The sequence below is a fragment of the Enterobacter sp. ECC_219_Taxon_10 genome (genome assembly GCF_058354905.1).
Genome location: NZ_CM178005.1, coordinates 3,752,844 through 3,771,984 on the forward strand (window position 1 = coordinate 3,752,844; position 19,141 = coordinate 3,771,984).

18 protein-coding genes and 1 pseudogene are annotated in these 19,141 nt (G+C 58.7%); 5 read left to right on the forward strand and 14 right to left on the reverse strand.

From position 1 onward, the window contains the following. Positions 1-2: 2 nt before the first annotated feature. Both AC4ICF_RS17725 and AC4ICF_RS17730 read left to right on the forward strand, forming a co-directional pair. Positions 3-1,172, forward strand: a complete 1,170-nt coding sequence (locus AC4ICF_RS17725; protein WP_116343831.1) for a beta-barrel domain-containing protein — start codon at positions 3-5, stop codon at positions 1,170-1,172. A gap of 78 nt (positions 1,173-1,250) precedes the next feature. Then, positions 1,251-1,391, forward strand: a pseudogene (locus AC4ICF_RS17730) (HigA family addiction module antitoxin); the annotation flags it as partial. Here the strand turns inward: AC4ICF_RS17730 and AC4ICF_RS17735 are convergent. Further along, complete coding sequence (locus AC4ICF_RS17735; RefSeq protein ID WP_316380177.1) at positions 1,381-2,112, reverse strand: helix-turn-helix domain-containing protein; 732 nt, start codon at positions 2,110-2,112, stop codon at positions 1,381-1,383. The pseudogene AC4ICF_RS17730 and the gene AC4ICF_RS17735 sit on opposite strands and share 11 nt — an antisense overlap. A 97-nt stretch (positions 2,113-2,209) precedes the next feature. Between AC4ICF_RS17735 and AC4ICF_RS17740 the strand changes: the two genes are divergently transcribed. Next, a complete protein-coding gene (locus AC4ICF_RS17740; protein WP_316380176.1) occupies positions 2,210-2,629 on the forward strand; it encodes a nuclear transport factor 2 family protein in 420 nt (139 codons plus the stop codon). Positions 2,630-2,683: 54 nt separating this feature from the next. Here the strand turns inward: AC4ICF_RS17740 and AC4ICF_RS17745 are convergent, their stop codons facing one another. Both AC4ICF_RS17745 and AC4ICF_RS17750 read right to left on the reverse strand, forming a co-directional pair. Next, positions 2,684-3,865, reverse strand: coding sequence for an aminotransferase-like domain-containing protein (locus tag AC4ICF_RS17745; protein ID WP_316380175.1), 1,182 nt, complete (start codon positions 3,863-3,865; stop codon positions 2,684-2,686). Between the two features lie 20 nt (positions 3,866-3,885). Further along, entirely contained in the window at positions 3,886-4,773 is an 888-nt protein-coding gene (locus AC4ICF_RS17750; protein ID WP_163330129.1) for a LysR family transcriptional regulator, read from the reverse strand. 97 nt (positions 4,774-4,870) lie between these two features. Between AC4ICF_RS17750 and AC4ICF_RS17755 the strand changes: the two genes are divergently transcribed. Next, complete coding sequence (locus tag AC4ICF_RS17755; protein WP_163330128.1) at positions 4,871-5,473, forward strand: short chain dehydrogenase; 603 nt, start codon at positions 4,871-4,873, stop codon at positions 5,471-5,473. Here the strand turns inward: AC4ICF_RS17755 and AC4ICF_RS17760 are convergent. The 5 genes from AC4ICF_RS17760 to AC4ICF_RS17780 form a co-directional block, all read right to left on the reverse strand. Beyond that, positions 5,467-6,201: a class I SAM-dependent methyltransferase gene (locus tag AC4ICF_RS17760; protein WP_233003281.1), complete on the reverse strand. Its 735-nt coding sequence runs from the start codon at positions 6,199-6,201 to the stop codon at positions 5,467-5,469. The genes AC4ICF_RS17755 and AC4ICF_RS17760 overlap by 7 nt on opposite strands. A gap of 74 nt (positions 6,202-6,275) precedes the next feature. After that, the gene (locus AC4ICF_RS17765; RefSeq protein WP_166712139.1) at positions 6,276-7,274 is read right to left on the reverse strand and encodes a transketolase family protein; all 999 of its coding nucleotides are present in this window, start codon (positions 7,272-7,274) and stop codon (positions 6,276-6,278) included. Then, positions 7,274-8,119 carry a transketolase gene (locus AC4ICF_RS17770; RefSeq protein ID WP_233003280.1) on the reverse strand — a complete coding sequence of 282 codons (846 nt, stop codon included), beginning with the start codon at positions 8,117-8,119 and terminating at the stop codon, positions 7,274-7,276. The genes AC4ICF_RS17765 and AC4ICF_RS17770 overlap by 1 nt, the downstream gene beginning before the upstream one ends. A 12-nt stretch (positions 8,120-8,131) precedes the next feature. Next, on the reverse strand, positions 8,132-8,881 hold the full coding sequence (locus AC4ICF_RS17775; RefSeq protein WP_316380174.1) for an SDR family NAD(P)-dependent oxidoreductase: 750 nt from the start codon (positions 8,879-8,881) through the stop codon (positions 8,132-8,134). A gap of 36 nt (positions 8,882-8,917) precedes the next feature. After that, entirely contained in the window at positions 8,918-10,249 is a 1,332-nt protein-coding gene (locus tag AC4ICF_RS17780) for an MFS transporter (protein ID WP_041908551.1), read from the reverse strand. A gap of 215 nt (positions 10,250-10,464) precedes the next feature. On the opposite strand from AC4ICF_RS17780, the gene AC4ICF_RS17785 reads away from it, so the two are divergent. Beyond that, positions 10,465-11,385, forward strand: coding sequence for a LysR substrate-binding domain-containing protein (locus tag AC4ICF_RS17785; protein ID WP_316380173.1), 921 nt, complete (start codon positions 10,465-10,467; stop codon positions 11,383-11,385). Positions 11,386-11,403: 18 nt separating this feature from the next. Here the strand turns inward: AC4ICF_RS17785 and AC4ICF_RS17790 are convergent, their stop codons facing one another. From AC4ICF_RS17790 to AC4ICF_RS17815, 6 genes are all read right to left on the reverse strand, one after another. Further along, positions 11,404-12,783, reverse strand: a complete 1,380-nt coding sequence (locus AC4ICF_RS17790) for an amidohydrolase family protein (protein ID WP_316380172.1) — start codon at positions 12,781-12,783, stop codon at positions 11,404-11,406. 1 nt (position 12,784) lies between these two features. After that, on the reverse strand, positions 12,785-13,741 hold the full coding sequence (locus AC4ICF_RS17795; RefSeq protein ID WP_316380171.1) for a carbamate kinase family protein: 957 nt from the start codon (positions 13,739-13,741) through the stop codon (positions 12,785-12,787). A 120-nt stretch (positions 13,742-13,861) separates the two neighbouring features. Then, positions 13,862-15,406, reverse strand: a complete 1,545-nt coding sequence (locus tag AC4ICF_RS17800) for a xanthine permease (RefSeq protein WP_316380170.1) — start codon at positions 15,404-15,406, stop codon at positions 13,862-13,864. 11 nt (positions 15,407-15,417) lie between these two features. Beyond that, positions 15,418-16,833, reverse strand: coding sequence for a YlbE family protein (locus AC4ICF_RS17805; RefSeq protein ID WP_316380169.1), 1,416 nt, complete (start codon positions 16,831-16,833; stop codon positions 15,418-15,420). Next, the gene (gene fdrA / locus AC4ICF_RS17810; RefSeq protein ID WP_163330124.1) at positions 16,833-18,374 is read right to left on the reverse strand and encodes an acyl-CoA synthetase FdrA; all 1,542 of its coding nucleotides are present in this window, start codon (positions 18,372-18,374) and stop codon (positions 16,833-16,835) included. The genes AC4ICF_RS17805 and fdrA overlap by 1 nt, the downstream gene beginning before the upstream one ends. A gap of 108 nt (positions 18,375-18,482) precedes the next feature. Then, positions 18,483-19,088 (reverse strand): ankyrin repeat domain-containing protein, encoded by a 606-nt coding sequence (locus AC4ICF_RS17815; RefSeq protein ID WP_166712155.1) that lies wholly within the window; start codon positions 19,086-19,088, stop codon positions 18,483-18,485. Positions 19,089-19,141: the final 53 nt, after the last annotated feature.

A 19,141-nucleotide genomic window follows, 5' to 3' on the forward strand; every position in this document is an offset into this window, starting at 1 on the left:
CGATGGACGATCTGGATAATGCGCTCGACTCCGAAAGCGGCTATTCCGGCGCGCGGCGGATCGTGATCTTCTCGCTGCTGATGTTTGTGGCGCTGGGCGTCTGGGCGTGGTTTGGGATGCTGGATGAAGTCTCAACGGGAACCGGAAAAGTGATCCCCAGCTCGCGCGAGCAGGTGTTGCAGTCGCTGGATGGGGGGATCCTCACCGAGCTGAACGTTCACGAGGGCGATCAGGTGCAGGCCGGACAGGTGCTGGCGCGGCTGGATCCGACGCGTTCCGAATCGAACGTCGGCGAAAGCGCTGCGCGCTACCGTGCGTCGCTGGCCTCCAGCGCCCGTCTGTACGCCGAGGTAAACGATCTGCCGCTGAAGTTCCCGCCTTCGCTGGAGAAATGGACCGAACTGACCGCCGCCGAAACGCGGCTCTACAACTCGCGCCGCGCGCAGCTGGAGGACACGCAGCGTGAACTGCGTTCAGCATTAGATCTCGCAAACAAAGAGCTGGCGATCACCCAGCGGCTGGTAAAAACCGGTGCCGCCAGCCACGTGGAAGTGCTGCGCCTGCAGCGGCAGAAAAGCGACCTGGAGCTGAAGCTCACCGACGTGCGTTCCCAGTATTACGTTCAGGCGCGCGAGGCGTTATCCAAGGCCAACGCGGAGGTGGATATGGTCTCGGCGATCCTGAAAGGCCGCGAGGATTCCGTCACCCGCCTGACGGTAAAATCCCCGGTGCGCGGGATCGTGAAAAACATTAAAGTCACCACCATCGGCGGGGTGATCCCGCCCAACGGCGAGCTGATGGAGATTGTGCCGGTAGACGATCACCTGCTGATTGAAACCCGGCTCTCGCCGCGCGATATCGCCTTTATCCACCCGAACCAGGAGGCGCTGGTGAAGATCACCGCCTACGATTACGCCATCTACGGCGGGCTGCACGGGGTGGTGGAGACCATTTCGCCGGACACCATCCAGGACGAGGCCAAGCCGGAGGTGTTCTATTACCGCGTATTTATCCGCACCAGCCAGGATTACCTGGTGAATAAGGCGGGCAGGCACTTCTCAATCGTGCCGGGGATGATTGCGACGGTGGACATTAAGACCGGGGAGAAAACGGTGCTGGATTATCTGATCAAGCCGTTTAATCGGGCAAAAGAGGCGCTGAGGGAGCGATAGTCAATCGCCGGGTGGCGGCTCCGCCTCACCCGGCCTGCATACCTGTAGGCCCGTGCAAGCGTAGCGCCGCCGGGCGATGTGTTGCAGTATGAGTATCTTGAACCGCTCAATCTGAAAATCAGCGATCTGGCGGAGATGCTCAATGTTCACCGCAACACCATCAGCGCGCTGGTCAATAACAATCGCAAGCTTACTGCCGATATGGCGATCAAACCGGCTCTTCAGCGCCACCTTTAATCGCCCACTGCCCCGGCGTTTTACCGGTCCACATTTTGAAAACTTCAATAAATGCGCTGACGCTGCTGTAGCCGCAGGACAGCGCAATCCATCCCACCGGCTTCCCCGCCGCCAGCCACTCCATTGCCTGCATGACGCGCGCCAGCTGCCGCCAGTTGACGAAGTTCATTCCCGTCTGGGCGCTAAACCGACGGTTAAACGTACGTACGCTCATCCCGGCATGGCTGGCATGACTCTCGACCGTCTGATTATCATCGACAAACTGCAGCAAGCGGCTGACCACGTTCTTCAGACGCGGATCCGTCGGCACGGGCAGAGAAAAGTGAACCTGAGGCGTCATGGCAAGCTCATCCAGCAGTAAAGTCAGCTTTCGCGGATCGTACTCGCTCCCTGCACCACATAAACGGGAAAACAGTGCATGGGTGAGATCGTCCGGCTCGAACAGCGCGGGAGCATCGGGAAGCATTGCACAGCAAGCAGGGTCAAGATAGATAGCGCAGCCTTCAATCGCGCTTTCAGAGAAGGCGGCGTGCTGCTGGCCTGGCGGGATCCAGCCGATATGTTTTGCCGGCACGACCGAGCGCGCCTGCTGCGTCTCAATGACCAGCAGCCCCGTTGCAATGCGCCACAACTGGCCGGTGCCATGGCTGTGCCACGGCGTTCGGTACCCGCCGGGATGAAGGAGCACTTCAATACTGATCATACCATTTTGGCCGAAAATCGTTATTCATCGACGTATTACAGAAACCGCGTCTTCAGCTGTCAAGGATAATGTTGATTCAACCATTTGAGGAGCCCGCATGAGCATTATCACATCCCTGGTAGCCCACCCTGACAACACCGAGCAGCGCAAGGAAATGGCTAGCCTGTTAACCAACTTATTCAAAGGCGATGTCGATCCGGCAGAGCTTTTTACGCCCGATTACCAGCAAGTTACGGACGGTCACGCGCTTGATTATCAGGGTTTTGTGCAGCACCTGAACCACGTTCGATCGCAGATCCGCGAGATAGCATTCAGGGTTGAGGAGTTCGCCTGTCACGATGGTCTTTTGGCAGACCGGCACTGGGTTACCGTGACGTATCCGGATGGTCGGCAGGCAGAGATTGAGGTGTATATGTTTGCCGCACTGCGAGAAGGAAAAATTTGTCGTATCCATGAGGTCACGCTGGTGATTGGCGGAGAGGCATCAGACCGCGCACTCGCCCACGCCACGCAATAAGCTCACCCTAAACGCGAACGGCGCATAACAGCCTCTGCCGTTATGCGCCTCCTCTTACAGCGAGATCTTCAGGCGTCGAACCGCTTCTTTCAGCTGCTCATCCGTTGGGGTGACGAATGACATGCGCAGCGTTGTCTGGTCCGGTTCGTTGCAGTAGAAGAACTCACCCGGTACAAACACCACACCGTTGCTCAAGGTTTTTTCCAGCCATTTCGTCGTATTCATGCCGTTGTTCATTTTCGCCCACAGGAACATCCCGCCCTTCGGCTTGTGGAACGACATCACATCGCCCAGCTCGGCTTCCAGTTCCGTTGCGAACGTCTGGTATTTCTGGCGATAGGCCTCGCGGATCATTTTAATCTGGTTCGCCAGACGCCCGGTTTTCAGGTACTCGTAGGTCATCAGCTGCGACAGCGTGCTGGTGTGCAGATCGGTGGTTTGCTTCAGGTTCACCACCGCGCGTTTCAGCCACTCCGGCACCAGCACCCAGCCCACGCGGGTGCCCGGCGCGAGGATTTTGGAGAAGGTAGAGGTGTACACCACGTTATCTTCATTGCCGATATCTTTCGCATGGGCAATCAGCGGGCGGAATACGTCGTCGGTGTAATTAATTTCGCTGTACGGATCGTCTTCGATAATCACGAAATCATAGCGCTTCGAGAGTTCCACCAGCTGTTTGCGACGCGCTTCAGAAAGCGTTACGCCGCCAGGGTTACCAAAAGTTGGAACGATATAAACCGCCTTGATGGTTTTCTTTCCCACCAGTGCTTCAAGCTCATCGACCTTCATGCCGTCGCCGTCGGTACCGACGGATTCAAAACTGGCCTGCGCCAGGCCAAAGACCTGCAGCGCGGCGAGATAGGTTGGACGTTCAACGACAACCGTATCGCCAGGATTGATCAACGCACGCGCCAGCACGTCCAGAGATTGTTGAGAGCCGGAAGTAATGACCACGTCATCGGCCTTACAGGCGATGCCGCGCCCTTCGCAGATGCGTTTAATTTCTTCGCGCAGCCCCGGTACGCCTTCCGTCAGGCCATACTGGAACGCCTCGCCAAAATTCTGCGACAACACGGCATCGGCGGCGATTTTAAGCCCTTCGCGATCGAAGAGGTCCGGGTTGGGAATACCGCCGCCCAGCGAAATCACGCCCGCCATTTTGCTATGTTTTAATAATTCACGGATGGCGGATGATTGCAGGCCCTGCGCGCTGCTGGCGAGTTTGTTTGCAGACATTCTTTGATTACCTTCTTTTTTTATATTGTGCCCAATCTTAGCAGAATATGAGCAATAAATTCCGTTAGCTTAGGGAGGGGGCGTAAATCCTGACGCCACAGTAAATGCACCGGCCTCGGCGCGGGCGTGAACGGCTCCAGCACCCGTATCAGCCTGCCGCTTGCCAGCTCTTCCGCCACCAGCACCTCCGGTTGCAGCAGCAGCCCCGCCCCGGCTCGCGCCGCCATGCGTAACCCGTAGCCGTCGTTACACCGTAAGACGGCATCCCGCTTCCAGCGCACCTCCCCTTCCACGCCCGGCAGCCGCCACTCGTTGCGCGCGGTCCACACCGTGTGCGACAGACAAAGATGATCCACCAGATCGGCAGGCGTCTGCGGCGTGCCGTGACGCGCTAAATAGTCCGGCGCGGCGCAGATCACCATGTTGTAGGGGCACAGGTATTTCGCCACCAGATCGTCATTGCGAATGTCGCCAATGCGGATGGCCAGATCGACCCCCTCCTCTACCAGATCGACCATTCGATTGGTGAGATCCAGTTCGATGCGCACCTCCGGGTAGCGCTGCAAAAAAGTGGCGGTCAAAGGCGCGACAACGCAGCCGCCAAACGACGTGGGTGCCGTGACGCGCAGGGTTCCGGCGGGTGTGGCGCGCAGCCGTTCAACCGCGCTTTCGGCAATCGAGACCTGCTCCAGCACCCGCCTGGCCTCTTCGAAATAAACGCGTCCGGCGTCGGTCAGGCTCTGGCGACGGGTATTGCGCTCCAGCAGCCGCGTACCGAGCTGCGATTCCAGCAGCGCAATATACTTTCCCACCATGACCGCCGACATCTCCAGCCGGGACGCCGCGCCGGTAAAACTGCCGCTTTCCACTACCGCAATGAACGTCTCCATCCCGCGAAGCTTATCCATATTCCGAACCTTTGGTTAGTAATCATCTAACTTTAGACCAGTTTATCTGACTTTTTATTTATTAAAGAATGAAGGCTCACAACATAAGGAGTCTGCTATGAAAATCGTCATTATTGGTGCCAGCGGTACTGTCGGGCGTGCCGTAACCGAAGAATTAAGCCGTCGTCACGAGGTCATCCGCGTCGGTCGCACGCAGGGCGACTATCAGGTGGATATCACCTCGCAGGCGAGCGTCCAGGCGCTGTTTGAGAAAATCGGCCCGGTGGATGCGATTGTCTCCGCCAGCGGTGGCCTCTACTTTGGCCCGCTCGCGACCATGAAAGACAGCGACTTCAACCAGGGCCTGCAGGATAAGCTGCTGGGGCAGGTGCGTCTGGCGCTGACCGGCCAGCATTATTTGAACGAAGGCGGCTCGATTACGCTGATAAGCGGGATTGTGGCGCACGAGCCGATTGCGCAGGGTGTGAATGCCACCACGGTAAACGCGGCGCTGGAAGGGTTTGTCCGCGCTGCAGCCTGCGAACTCCCGCGCGGGATCCGCATCAACCTGATTAGCCCAACGGTACTGACGGAGTCCGCCGAAGCGTATGACGGGTTCTTCCCCGGCTTTGAAAGCGTTCCCGCCGCGACCGTGGCGCAGGCCTACCGCCGCAGCGTGGAAGGGGTGCAGAGCGGGCGGGTGTATAAAGTCGGTTATTGATCCTTACGGGCGGCGATCAGCACCAGCATCGGGCGCTCCGCCTCTTCGGCCAATGCAGGCCAGGCCTCAATCTGCGCCTGCGTTGGCCCCCACTCATTAACTTCGCTTATCGTTAACCCCGCTTTGATCAGTGCGTTAAGCGTGGTGCCCAGCGTGCGGTGGTATTTAATCACCCCGTCCGCCAGCCAGTTGCTGACGCGCTGGCTCTCGTCCTGATAACGGTTCACTCCCCAGAACCGCTCGCCGCGGTCGTCGGTCAGCCAGCCCTGACGGGTAGCGCAGGTGTATATCGGGTGCTCCATCGAAAAGACCAGGCTGCCGCCGGGTTTGAGCGCGCGCTGAACGTTGGCGAATAGCGTGTCCAGCTCCGGCAGGTAGTGCAGCGCCAGCGAGCTGTAGACCAGATCGAGGCTATTCGCTTTCAGCGCCAGAGATTCCAGATCGCTACGCTGATAGTGAATCCGGTTGTCATCAGTCAGTTCAGCCGCGCGGGCGAGCATTTTTTCTGAAATATCAACACCCGTGACGTCAGACGCGCCCAGCTCGCGCGCCGCGCGGCAGAACCAGCCGTAGCCGCAGCCGAGATCAACAACCGATTTACCGGTTAAATCTGGCAGCATTGCCTTGAGCGCGGGCCACTCCGGCGCGCCGTCCAGGCCCTGAACCGAGCGCGGAAGCTGGGCATAGCCTTCAAAAAATGCCGGGTTGTCGTAGATGTTTTGTGCCATGACGGACTCCTTTATCGCAACAGTGGCGAGGGTAAAGCACCCCTCGCCCGTTGACAACGTATCCGTCTTATAAATCACAGCCTGCGACGGATTTTCTCCACCATAGCTGTGGCTGAGATCCCGTAGCGGTCATGGAGGGTGGGCAGCGCGCCCGCATCCAGGAACGCGTCCGGCAGCGCGACGGTATCGAAATCCACGTTAACGCGGTTGCGCATCAACAGAGACGCGACAGCCTCGCAAAGCCCGCCCACGCTGCTGTGGTTTTCCGCCACAATCACTAGCCGTCCCGGCTTCGCAGCCTGCGCCAGGATCGTCTCTTCGTCCAGCGGCTTAATGGTGGGCGAGTGCAGCACCGCCACGCTGACGTTATCTTTACGCAACTGCTTCGCCGCCTCCAGCGCGCGCATGGTCATCAGCCCAGAGGCGATGATCAGGACGTCGCGCCCTTCTTCCAGCAGCACGGCTTTGCCAATCTTAAACTGGTAGTTGTACTGGTCCAGCACCACCGGCACCTTGCCACGCAGCAGTCGCATATACACCGGGCCATCGTGCGCTGCCATCGCCGGCACCGCCTGTTCGGTGTCGATTGCGTCACAGGGATCGATAATCGTCATGCCCGGAATACCGCGCATAATCGCAATATCTTCCGTCGCCTGGTGGCTCGGCCCGTAACCGGTGGTTAGCCCCGGCAGCGCCGCGCAGATCTTCACGTTCAGGTGCTCTTCAGCAATCACCTGATGGATAAAATCGTAGGCGCGGCGGGTGGCGAAGACGGCATAGGTGGTGGCGAAAGGAATAAAACCCTCTTTCGCCATGCCGCCCGCGGCCCCCATTAACAACTGCTCGGCCATGCCCATCTGAAAGAAGCGTTCCGGGTAGGCCTGAGCGAAAATATGCAGATCGGTGTACTTCGACAGATCCGCCGTCATGCCGACGACCTCCGGTCGCTGTTCCGCCAGCTTCACCAGCGCGTGGCCGAACGGTGCGGCTCGCGTCTCCTGGCCCTCTTCCGCGATAGAGGCAATCATCGCCGACGTGGTTAAACGCGGTTTTTTCTCCGTGGTCTGGCTCATTACAGCACTCCTTCAGGTTTGTTGGCATCCAGCACGGCGAGTGCCTTTTGCCACTCGTCAGCATCCACGCGAATAAAATGGTTCTTGTCACGCTTTTCGAGGAACGGCACGCCCTTGCCCATCAGCGTGTCGCACAAAATGACGCGCGGCTGGTTTTCCGGGTAGCATTTGGCGTTATCAAACGCCGTTACCAGTGAAGGGACATCGTTGCCGTTGACGCGCTGCACGTACCAGCCGAAGGAGGTCCATTTATCCTCCAGCGGCTCAAAGCCGAGGATCGCGTGCGAGTTGCCATCCGCCTGCTGGCGGTTAATGTCCACCAGCACGATCAGGTTCGACAGGCCGTGATGTGCCGCCGACATCGCCGCTTCCCAGGTTGACCCTTCGTCCAGCTCGCCGTCCGACATGGAGTTAACGACCCATGCCGCGCTCTGCTTGCGCTTCAGCCCCAGCGCCATGCCAACGCCAATGCTTAAGCCCTGCCCCAGCGAACCACCGGAGATCTCCATGCCCGGCGTGTAGGTTGCCATGCCGGACATCGGCAGGCGGCTGTCGTCCGCGCCGTAGGTCTCCAGCTCCTCTTCAGGAACGATTCCCGCTTCAATCAGGGCGGCGTAACAGGCAATGGCGTAGTGGCCGTGAGAGAGCAAAAAACGGTCACGCCCCTCCCACTCCGGCTCGCCCGGCTTAAGGTTCATCCCGTGGGCAAACGCGGTGGCCAGCACATCGGCATAGCCCAGCGCCTGCCCGATGTAGCCCTGCCCCTGCACTTCGCCCATGCGCAGCGCGTAGCGGCGAATGCGCCAGGCCGCGGCGGCAACCTGTTGAACTGTGGTATCCGTCATCGTCGTATCTCCTTAATGGATCAGCATCCCGCCGTTCACGTCAAGCGTGATACCGGTGGAGTAAGAAGAGAGGTCGCTGCCGAGGAACAGCGCGGCGCGGGCAATATCCTGCGCGTCTCCGAGGCGGTTAAGCGGAATGCCCGCCAGAATGGACGTTTTCATCTCATCGCTCAGCTTGCCTGCGGTAATGTCCGTCTGGATAAGCCCCGGCGTGATGCAGTTTACGCGCACATTGTCTGGCCCCAGCTCGCGCGCCATGGCTTTTGCCAGCCCCAGCACGCCCGCTTTTGCGGCGCTGTAGTGTGGGCCGCCAAAGATGCCGCCGCCGCGCTGGGCCGATACCGATGAAATGCAGACGATGCTGCCCGACTTTTGCGCGCGCATAGTGGGAATAACCGCCTGGGACATTAGCAGCGTGCCGCGCAGGCTGACGTCAAGCACCGCATCGTAATTTTCGCGTTTGATATCCATCAGCTTGATCGGCTGAGTAATGCCGGCGTTATTCACCAGAATATCGATGCGCCCGTATTTCCCCAGCACCTGCTCAATGGCGGCATTAACCTGTAATTCATTGCTGACGTTCGCCGCAAGGCCCAGATGCTGGTCGCCCAGGCTCGCGGCGGCAGCCCGACTGGCTTCGGCGTCTAAGTCAATAATGACCACTTTCGCGCCCTGTTCGGCATATAATTTCGCCGTAGCGAAACCCAAACCGCGTACGGAAGCCGCGCCGGTAATAACGGCGACTTTATTTTTCAGTAACATATATTTACTCCATTCGGACAAGAGAGATTTAATGTTTTATTTCGGCTCTTCCAGCAGCATAATCATAATTAAGCCAATGGCTGCGCAAATACCGAAATAAATAAACACGGAATTAAAACTGCCTGTTTTATCCAGCAGATAACCTGCCAGCATTGGGGAAACAAATCCGCCGAGATTACCGCCGCTATTGATAATGGACGCGGCAATGGGATAGGTTTTACTGTCCGCAACAGCCATGCCATAAGCTGTAAAAGCGGGCCAGCCAATATTCAGACAGAGGCCGACAAAAAATAGCCCGACGCAAACCGCCACGGTGCTTTGCGGAATATTCAGCATAATGACCATCATTAAAACGGTGCTGATGGCGGTAAACATCATGGTCGGTTTACGTCGGCGGCCGAGCAGTTTGTCGGAGACGTAGCCGCCAAAAATCGCACCGATAAATCCGCCGATGCACGGCATGCTGGCGACCAGCCCCATGCTCATAAACGTAAAGCCTTTCTCTTTCACCAGATAGAGCGGGATCCACGTCAACAGTCCGTACAGCACGCTGACCATCATAAAATAGGCCAGACAGTCGCCGAGAATATTCTTCGACGTAAACAGCCCTTTCACCGTGCTTACCGGGGCTAATTCCCGCACGCGGATCAGCCGGTCAAGGCGTGCAAAGCCCGGTGAAATCACGATGTTTTCCCGTCTGGCGTCCGGGGTCTCCTGACCGGCGGTAATGGTCTCCAGCTCCGCTTTAGAGACGAATGCGCTCTCGGACGGCTTGGTGCGTACCAGCAGATACCACAGGACGGCAATGACCAGACCGGGGATCGCAAAGGAGAAGAAGACCCAGCGCCAGCCCCAGGTCATGGCGATCCACACTGCCAGCGGCGGCACGAGGATGGGCGCGAACATGGTGGCGGCGATGTAGACGCCCGTGGCCGTGGCCTTCTCCTTTGGCGGAAACCAGTTATTAATGGTGGAGGCCAGCCCGACCGGGCACGGCCCCTCTGTTAACCCCAGCCCCAGGCGGATACACTTCAGGCCCAGAACCGAGGTTGCGGTGCCCATCAGCCAGGTAAAGGCAGAGAAGCCGAATATCGACAGTGCCACCATGCCGCGAATTCCCTTTTTGGCAATAAAAAAGCCCGCAGGAATTTGGCTCAGGGCGTATCCCAAAAAAAACATGCTGGCGATGGCACCGGCTTCGAAATTATTGATATGAAATTCGTCAATGATAAACGGAAGTACCGCACCAATATTTGTTCGGTCAGCATAGTTAATGGCGTAAACAATAAAAATTAATGCCAGCACAACGAAACGGTAATTGGTTTTTTTAGTCTTTATGTAGGGGACAGCTTGTTCTATACGAGACATAACTTACCTCATTATTCGAACACCGTGAGTCGTTTTATTATTGCGTTCAACGTCAATATATCGGCTCAACCATGAAACGCCATTCAATAAAGCTCATTTATTGCTGAGATAAATTTGATTCGCGATACAGCTCAAAAAAATAACATCGGGATAAAATTGCCCGCTCGCAGTCTCAATGTTATGTTTTTTATCAATTATCGTTTAAGGAGTAGGCCATGCCCGCGCAGGATCGCCAGACGTTATCGCTGCCCTCGCTCAGAAATTTGCAGGCGTTTATCGCCGTTGCCAACGCCCTGAGCATCCATCAGGCGGCGGAACAGCTCAACGTCACGCCGTCAGCGGTAAGCCACCAGATCGCGTCGCTGGAATCGTGGCTGGGCAAGAAGTTATTCATCCGCAGCGGCAAAGGGGTTCAACTCACCCCGACGGGAGAAAAATATCTGCGGGAGGTCTCGGCGGCAATGAGCGCCATCGGGCGCGCCACCGATCAGATCGTGAAAGAAAAAGACAATGCTGTGCTCCGCGTGCACTCTTCCCCCACCTTCGGGCTGTCCTGGCTGTTGCGCCGTCTGGGCAGATTCCGCGCCGAATATCCTGATATCACCATCAATCTCACCTGCTCCTATGAGAACCTGCAGTTCGCCAGAGATAATATCGACATTGATATCCGTCACGGTATTCCGGACTGGGACGCCTACCGGGTGATGACCATTAAAAACGACACGCTGGTGGTATTGGCCTCGCCGGACTATGCAGAAGAGCATCCCATCAGCACGCCCGCCGATCTGCTGCAACAGTCGCTTATCTCGTCCACCAGCACCCTGGTGAACTGGGAAAAATGGTTCGCCTGGCACAATATCGACAGGCCCTGGCTTAATTTCAGCCTCAGCTTCGACCGCTCCTACATGAGCTTTGAAGCGGCGCGCATGGGGCTTGGGTTTATTCTGGAGAGCAAAATGATGGCTACCGATCACCTGAAGGATGGCTCGCTGGTGCAGGTGCTGCCTGATGAAATGGGTATCGCCATCAACGCGCACCATCTGGTGATGCCGCACATGAACGAACGCGCGTGGAAGATCCAGCAGTTCGTCGAGTGGATTGACCGTGAGTTGCGATTGTCGGGGTATCACCTGTAGCGATACCCCAACGTGGCGTCAGGCGACCGTGCCCCAGACCAGATCCCCCTTGTGGAACGTCGCGGTGCGCGGCGAAATGCGCGCCACCGCTTCGGCGGAGCAGGAGGCATCCACCAGCACAAAGCTGGCGTCGTCCTGCGCTTTTGGCCATACCCGTTCGCCTTTGTCGTTCAGCGGCAGCACGTCGCCGGTGGCGATACCGAGCGCGCGGGAGAGCGTCTGCTCGTTCGGGCGAATGTAGAGCTGGGCGTAGAGATTCGCCTTCTCCAGCATGTCACCCAGGCCGTACGGCGACCAGTGGTCGATTACGCTGTCGGTGCCCGTCATCACGAACACCCCCTTGTCGCGCAGCTGCTTCAGCGGCATGTGCAGGGTGCCAATCGGCACGGTGGAGGCGATGGTCACCTGCTGCGCTGCCATGCGGGTGGCAATCTCATCCACCTGCTGCTCGTTGAGCGTCGCCAGCGCGAAGGCGTGGCTGATGGTCAGCTTGCCCTTCAGCTCCGGCGTTCTCTCCACGGTTTCCAACATATAGTTCACCGCCGCCACGCCCGCCGGGCTGGTTTCATGCAGGTGAATATCCACCCCTTTGTCGCAGTCCAGCGCAATCTGGAACATCAGATCGAGGGATTTCTCCATGGCACCGTCAACGTTCGTCGGGTCCAGCCCACCCACGTAGTGCGCCCCGGCCTGCATCGCTTCGCGCATCAGTTTTTCTGAGTTGGAGAGCAGCAGGCCGTGCTGCGGGAAGGCGACGATTTCGCAGTCAAAGCCGGGTTTACGGCGCGATAAGACCGCCTGTAAATTTTCCAGATTTTTCAGGCCGGAGACCGGCTCAATGTTGCAGTGACTGCGGGCGATAGTGGAGCCTTTCGACTGGATAAGGTCGATAAGCGCCTCCGCGCGTTCCTGGGTATAGGGCTGCAGTTCCGGCAGCAGCTTCTGCTCAAGGCGGATCATGTCCTGAATCGTGGTGCCTGCAGGGCGGTTCAGGGAGCGCCACGGGCCGCCGTAGAAGGTTTTATCCAGGTGAATGTGCATGTCGCGCATTGCCGGAAGCATCAGCTTTTTACCCGCATCGTAGCGCGGCAGGGTCGCGTCGGCGTGGCTGCCGTTGTCGCGCAGGGCGACAATCTTCCCGTCTTTGATCTCCAGCGTTTTCAGCTCGGTGCGGGTGCTCGTCGCCACGCTGCCGTCGAAATTAAACCCGGCTTCGAGCAGCACGTTGTCCAGATAGTAATGCTTCGCGGTGATGTTCATCGGCTTGCCCGTCTCGCTGGTTGGTTTTGCAGAGTCGGCAGCATACGCGACGGAGCCGGTTGCGCCAAACAGCGCGCAGGCGGTGACCATTTTGCCGCTCTGGCTGATAAACTCACGGCGGCTTTTATTCTCATTCATCTTATCTTCCTTCATTCACAATATGGGTACCGGTTTCACCACGCAGAGCGGCGGGCAGGCAGTCCGGCGAGGTGATAATCACGCGCCTGCCACCGTGGCGTAAAAACTCCAGCGACGCGACGATTTTGGGCAGCATGCTGCCCGCCGGGAAGTGGCCTTCGTCCATGTAGCGCGTCATTTGCGCCACGCTGACGGTGTCCAGCGCCTGCTGGTTCGGCTTGCCGAAGTTGACGTACACCTTTTCCACGCCGGTGGTAATCACCAGCACGTCGGCGCGGATCTCGCGCGCCAGCAGCGCGGTGGAGAGATCTTTATCAATCACCGCGTCGACGCTCTGGTAATCGCCCTGCGCCGAGCGCACCACGGGAATACCGCCACCGCCCGCGCCGATCACCACGAAGCCCTTTTGCGTCAATGTCTTGATCGCATCGGCTTCGACAATGCGCAGCGGCTGTGGGGAGGCCACCACGCGACGATAGCCCCGGCCCGAATCCTCAACAAAGTGCCATTCCGGGTGCGCCTGCTGCAGCTCGTCGCGCTGCGCCTCGCTGAAGAACGCGCCGATCGGTTTCGTCGGGTGCGTAAAGCCGGGATCGTTTTTATCCACCTCCACCTGGGTGACAACCGTGACCGCCTTTTGCTCCCCGCGCGCCGCCAGGCGGTTGTTAAGCGCCTGCTGGATCAGGTAGCCGATGCCGCCCTGGGTGTCCGCCACGCAATTTGCCAGGGGCGTCAGGGGAAGCCCCTCTCGCTCGTGGGCAATCTCAGCGCGGCGCAGATCCAGCCCCACCTGGGGGCCATTACCGTGGGTAAGCACGATGTCATAGTCGGAGGCCAGCATTTCGAGCACGGAGTCTGCCACCGCTTTAACCGCCTGTGCCTGATGTTCAACCGACTGGCTGGCGTTGTCTTTGATAATGCTGTTGCCGCCAATGGCGACGACCATAAGCTCTTTCATACGTTTTCCTTCGCAACGGTGCGGTATGTTCCCCTCACCCCGGCCCTCTCCCCAAAGGGGAGAGGGGACGATTACACCCTCTCCCCTTTGGGGAGAGGGTTAGGGTGAGGGGGCAATGCCTTAAGCTTCAGATACTGGTGCAGCAGCGCTCGCAACTTCCCGGCTATCGAGGAAATGCTTCACCACAAACATGCCGCCCATCATCAGGTAGGCCGTGACGAACATCAGCGAACTGCCCTCGGCAAAGCCCACGACCGGAGCGTGGATCACCCCGAACAGCGCCAGCAATGCCCCACCCGCCGCAGCCACGGCACCGCGCAGCGGCTTGTTAATGATGGCGAAAATGGCGATACAGCCCCACAGCATGCTGGCGAGCGGCGCGCCGTTGCCGAGATGCACCAGGCCCTCGTAGTAAATCCCCTTGCTGTGCAGCACATCGGTGCCGATTTTCGTCGCGCTGGTGCCTGCCGCCCCCATCACGCTGTTCATCATGGTCAGCGCCCAGTTGGCGATCCACGGGAACAGGCAGATAAAGATCACCGGCACCTCCACTTTGGGCGTTTCCCTCACCACCTGGTTGGCGGTGACGACGCCGATAAACACCAGAATCGGCACGATGGCGGTCATCGGAATAATGGCGAGCATAAACGCCCCCAGTCCGAACAGCGGTACGATGAACATGGTCACCCCGGAGGCGAGCGTGTAGCCGATGCTGGCGCCCATCGCTTTCCAGCCAGGGTGGCCGACATAGACCGTCACCGGGAACGGGTTGCCCATCAGGCAGCCGAGCATCGACGCCAGGCCGTTCGCCAGCATCACCTTGCGGGTAGGGTATTCATCCCCCGCCGCATGGGCGCTTTCGATGTTCTCCAGGTCAAAGATATAGTTCGCCAGCCCCAGCGGCACGGCGGATGCAAGATACGGCAGCGCGTGCGGCAGCCCCTGCATAAAGCTGTCCACGTGCACCTCCGGCGGGTTAAAGCCAAAGGAGGACATGGACGCTTTGATCGCTTCCGGGCTTTGCAGACCGGAGATCCACGCTAATGCCGTACCGGCAATCAGCAACAGCAGACCTGTCGGGATTTTGGCGAAAATCGGCTTTTTACCGAACCAGTTGATGAAGATCAGCAGCAGAACGATGAACGACACGGTAGGCGCTTCGAACGCCTGCAGCATCGGGTTCATCGCCAGCAGCAGCAGTCCCAGTCCGGACAGGCACGACAGCAGCACGGTGCGCGGGATCATCTTGCGGATGGTCTCTCCCAGGAACGAGCCGCCCGCGAGGATCATCGCTTCCACGAAGCACCACACCAGGCCGATCTGGATTGCGAAATCTGCATCGCCCGTTTGCTGATAAACCGGCATCAGTACGAGGAAGGTGACGGTAAAAATCGACGGCGCGCTCGGGCCAGACGGCAGCGCGGTGACGTCCGTACGCCCGGTGGCGCGCGCCATCTGCAGGCCAAACCAGGCGTAGCAAATACTCGCCACCAGCACCGCCAGCCCGAAGGCCGGCGCGATGCGTCCATAAACAATCTCCTTCGGGATGCCGACGACAAAAATGAGCAGCCCCATCATGGTCAGCAAATTGGTCAGGTTGTTGGTCATCAACCCGAAATAAGCCGCCCAGTCACCTCTTTTCCACTCCAGTTTCATGTTTTTCATGGATGCTTGCCTTATAAAAAGTAGCGATCGCGGAAGGTCAACAGCGCCTTTTCAAAACAGCTAAACGGCGGGTGAACGATGCCCGCCCCAATCATGCCGATGCCCGCGTCCTTATGGGCAATGGCGGTATTAATGACCGGCAAAATGCCGCTGCCCGCGACTCTGGTGATGTCGATGGCGGTCGGGATACCCATAAACGAGAGCAGCGGAATGGTGACGTTCGGGTTTTCGCCGAGGGTGATCTCGCGCATCTGGCGGGAGAAGTCGATGGCTTCCTCCACCGTGCCGCCCACCAGCGCAACGATGGCCGGGGCCGTCGCCATCGCAAAGCCGCCGATGCCGTAGGTTTCGGTGATGGCGCTGTCGCCGATGTCCAGCCCGGAGTCTTCCGGCTTATAGCCCGCAAACATCGGGCCAATCACCTGCTGCGCCGGGCCGGTGAACCACTGCCCCGGCAGGCCGGAGACGCGCAGGCCGAACTCGTAGCCGTTGCGCGCCATGGTGGTGACGACGGTGCTGTACTCAATGCCGTGGGCGGCGTCCAGCGCGGCTTTACACATCGCCATCCACGTTGGGCCGGAGAAGTAGTCGCTGCTGGCGACAAACTCGAACACCTCGTGCTGCTGCTCCACCGGATAGCCCGCCTGAATCAGCCCCGGGGTCAGCGCCTGGATCAGCAGCGTAGTGCCCGCGTTGTTGCGGTTGTGGCACTCGTCGCCCATATGCAGCGCCTGGGCCAGCATCAGGCGCAGGTCGATTTCGCCAACGATCTTCATCGCGTCGCGCAGCATCGGGCCGAGCATGTCGCGCATCCAGTTCAGACGGTCAATCACGCTCTGGTCGTTGGCGCCCATGCGCAGTATCTTCGCCATCTGCTCGCTGAGGTTGGTGAACGCGCGGTTGCCGTAGGTTTTGTTCTCAACGATGTGCATAAACATTGATGCGGAGGTGACGCCCGCCATCGAGCCCACGCAGTCGTGCTCGTGGCACGGCGAGAAGGTGATGTCGCCTGAAGCGGCGAGCCTTGCGGCATCCTCCAGATCCGTCGCCAGCCCTTCAAACACCAGAGCCCCGGTGACTGCGCCCTTCATCGCCCCGCACATGTTTTCCCATGCGACAGGCGGACCGGCGTGCAGAATGGTGGTGCGGGTCATGCCCGGCACAACGTTAATGGCCTGCTCGAAACCCACCAGCACCGGATGGGACTGAATAATGCGCTCAAGAGCGATTTTATTCGCGGCGGCGATCTTCTCCGCCAGCGGTTTTTCCGCCAGCTGGTCGAGCGCCTCCACCACCTGCATATTGCCCTGCCCCGGCGGCGTCCAGTCCAGTTGAGTGACGGGGACGTGCTGTTTTTTGAGATCGTTGCTGAACATCGCAATGCCGACGTTGATGACGTTCAGCGGCTGGTTGAATAAGGTCGTCATTATGCTTTCTCCCCTTTGCAGACAAATTCGCGAGCCAATAATCCGGTATTGGTGCTGCTGCTGGCCCAGATGACGCCTGCATCGGTCAGCAGCTGGCACTGCTGCGCCAGCGACTGCGGATCCTGGTCGGTGCCGAGCACGTAGCCGAGGATCTCCAGCGGACGGTTATCGGCCTTCGCGATCGCCTGCGCCTCCTTGATGGCGTCGATCATCACGCCGACCGGATCCTCGTGCGCGCCAAAGCCGAGCACGAAGTCCATCACGATGACGCCCACCTCCGGATCGCGTGCCTCCTGCAGCAGGCGGCTGATGCGGTTGGTCGGGTCGATCATCGGGTGCGGCTTGCCGTTGGTGAAATCGTCGTCGCCAAAGTCGAGGAAGGTGTGGGCCTGGCTGACGCTGATGTCTTTCAGGCGCTTAGCCGGATCCGGCTGGATGTTGCTGTAAACGTCGTCGAATTTCGCAAGCGCCGCGAACATCGCCTCATCGCACAGGGTGCCGCCGCAGAACAGGCCGCGAATGTATTTCTGCTGCGGGGTCAGGCGGGCGCGCACCTCTTCAATCAGCGGCCAGTTGAGCGGGTGTAAATCCAGGGACTCTTTTTTAATGCCGGTGAGCAGTACCGCCTTCAGCGCCGCCTCTTTGGTGCCGCGGGCAAACTGCAGGCCGTCTTCATCGGCGGGCGGTTCGCTGCGGCCAAGGAAGCACACGATGACAGGCTTGCGGCATGCCCGCGCGCGCGCCAGCACTTTCTCCGCCACCGCAGGTGCGGGCGGCTTGGAGATGAGCGCAATGACCCGGGTGCCCTCATCGGCTTCGAGCATGTCGATGGCATCGAGCATCATCAGGCCGCCGATTTTCTCGCTGAGATCGCGCCCGCCGGTGCCAATCAGCTGAGACACGCCGCCGCCGAATTCATGAATGCGCACACTCAGCTCCTGGCTGCCGGTGCCAGAGGCGCCGACGATGCCAATCGGCCCGCGGCGCACCGCGTTGGCGAAGCACAGCCCCGCGCCGTTGATAATGGCGGTGCCGCAGTCCGGCCCCATCATCAGCAGCCCTTTCTGGTGCGCCAGCTGCTTCAGCGCCAGCTCGTCGTCGAGGGATACGTTATCGGAAAAGAGCATGACGTTAAGATCGTTTTCCAGCGCCTGGCGCGCTTCGCGTGCGGCGAAGGTGCCGTTAACGGAAATCACCGCAAGGTTGCTGTCCGGGCGATGGGTTTTGGCGCTGGCAATCGTCGCGTAGCGTGCTTCATGGGTGCCTCCGCTCTCTTTACGCGTGAATAACGCCTCAATAGCGGCCAGGGTTTCATCATTCGCCGCGGCGCCTTTAATCACGATCATCAGGTCGCCGTTTTTGGCGTCGGCTAATTCCGGCGTTAACAGCCCGAGATTTTTTAATACGCCTTTGTTCATTTCCGTCGCCATGGCCACAAACGCCTGCTCGACGCCCGGTAATTTATTGGCTTTGGTGGAAACGGACATCAGTGAAACCGAATCAAAATACGTGTTCTTTTTTATAACGATTTTGGTTGGCATTGTTTTCTCCTGAATACGGATAAAAGGGGGCCGCCGTCGTGCAGAATGCACGTCGGTAAAAATGCTTTTTTGAATTAACGGCCAGCCTGAAGTGGCTGGCCGAATGCGTTATGCGCCTGCCGCCAGCAGCAGGTCGGCTATTGCATCGAAGCCTTTTTCCCGCGCCAGTTCGAGCGGGGTTTTACCGTATTTATCGGTCATGTGCGGGTTCGCGCCGTGATCCAGCAGCAGCTTCACAATCTCCTGCTGCTTTGCGCCACCGTCGTTCAGCACAATGGCTTCCAGCAGCGGCGTCCAGCCGACAAAATTGGTGTGGTTGACGTTAATGTCGGTTTTTGCCAGCAGCTCGCGCACGATTTCAACGTGGCCTTTTTCACTGGCAGGGGTAATGCCCACGCCGCCGAAGCGCGTCAGGCGGTCAAGATCCGGATTCGCCGGAAGGACAATGCGCAGCAGGGTTAAATCATTGGTCAGGCAGCTTATCAGGAAGGGGTTAAAACAGGTCTGATCCTGTTTATCAATATCCGCGCCGGCAGCAATTAAATATTCCACACAGGCGTAATGCTTTTTCAGGCTGGCAATAATAATGGCGGTTCTTTTCTGGCGGTTGGTGGCGTTAATATCCACGCCGTTATCCAGGCAGGCTTTTAGCGCGTCGATGTTGCCCTCTTCTGCCGCCAGCAGAAATTCCGTAACGAGTGCGTTTGCAGACATATTCAGTCTCCCAATGTTTCACTTCTGATGACCTGAGAATAGCAACAGCCTGG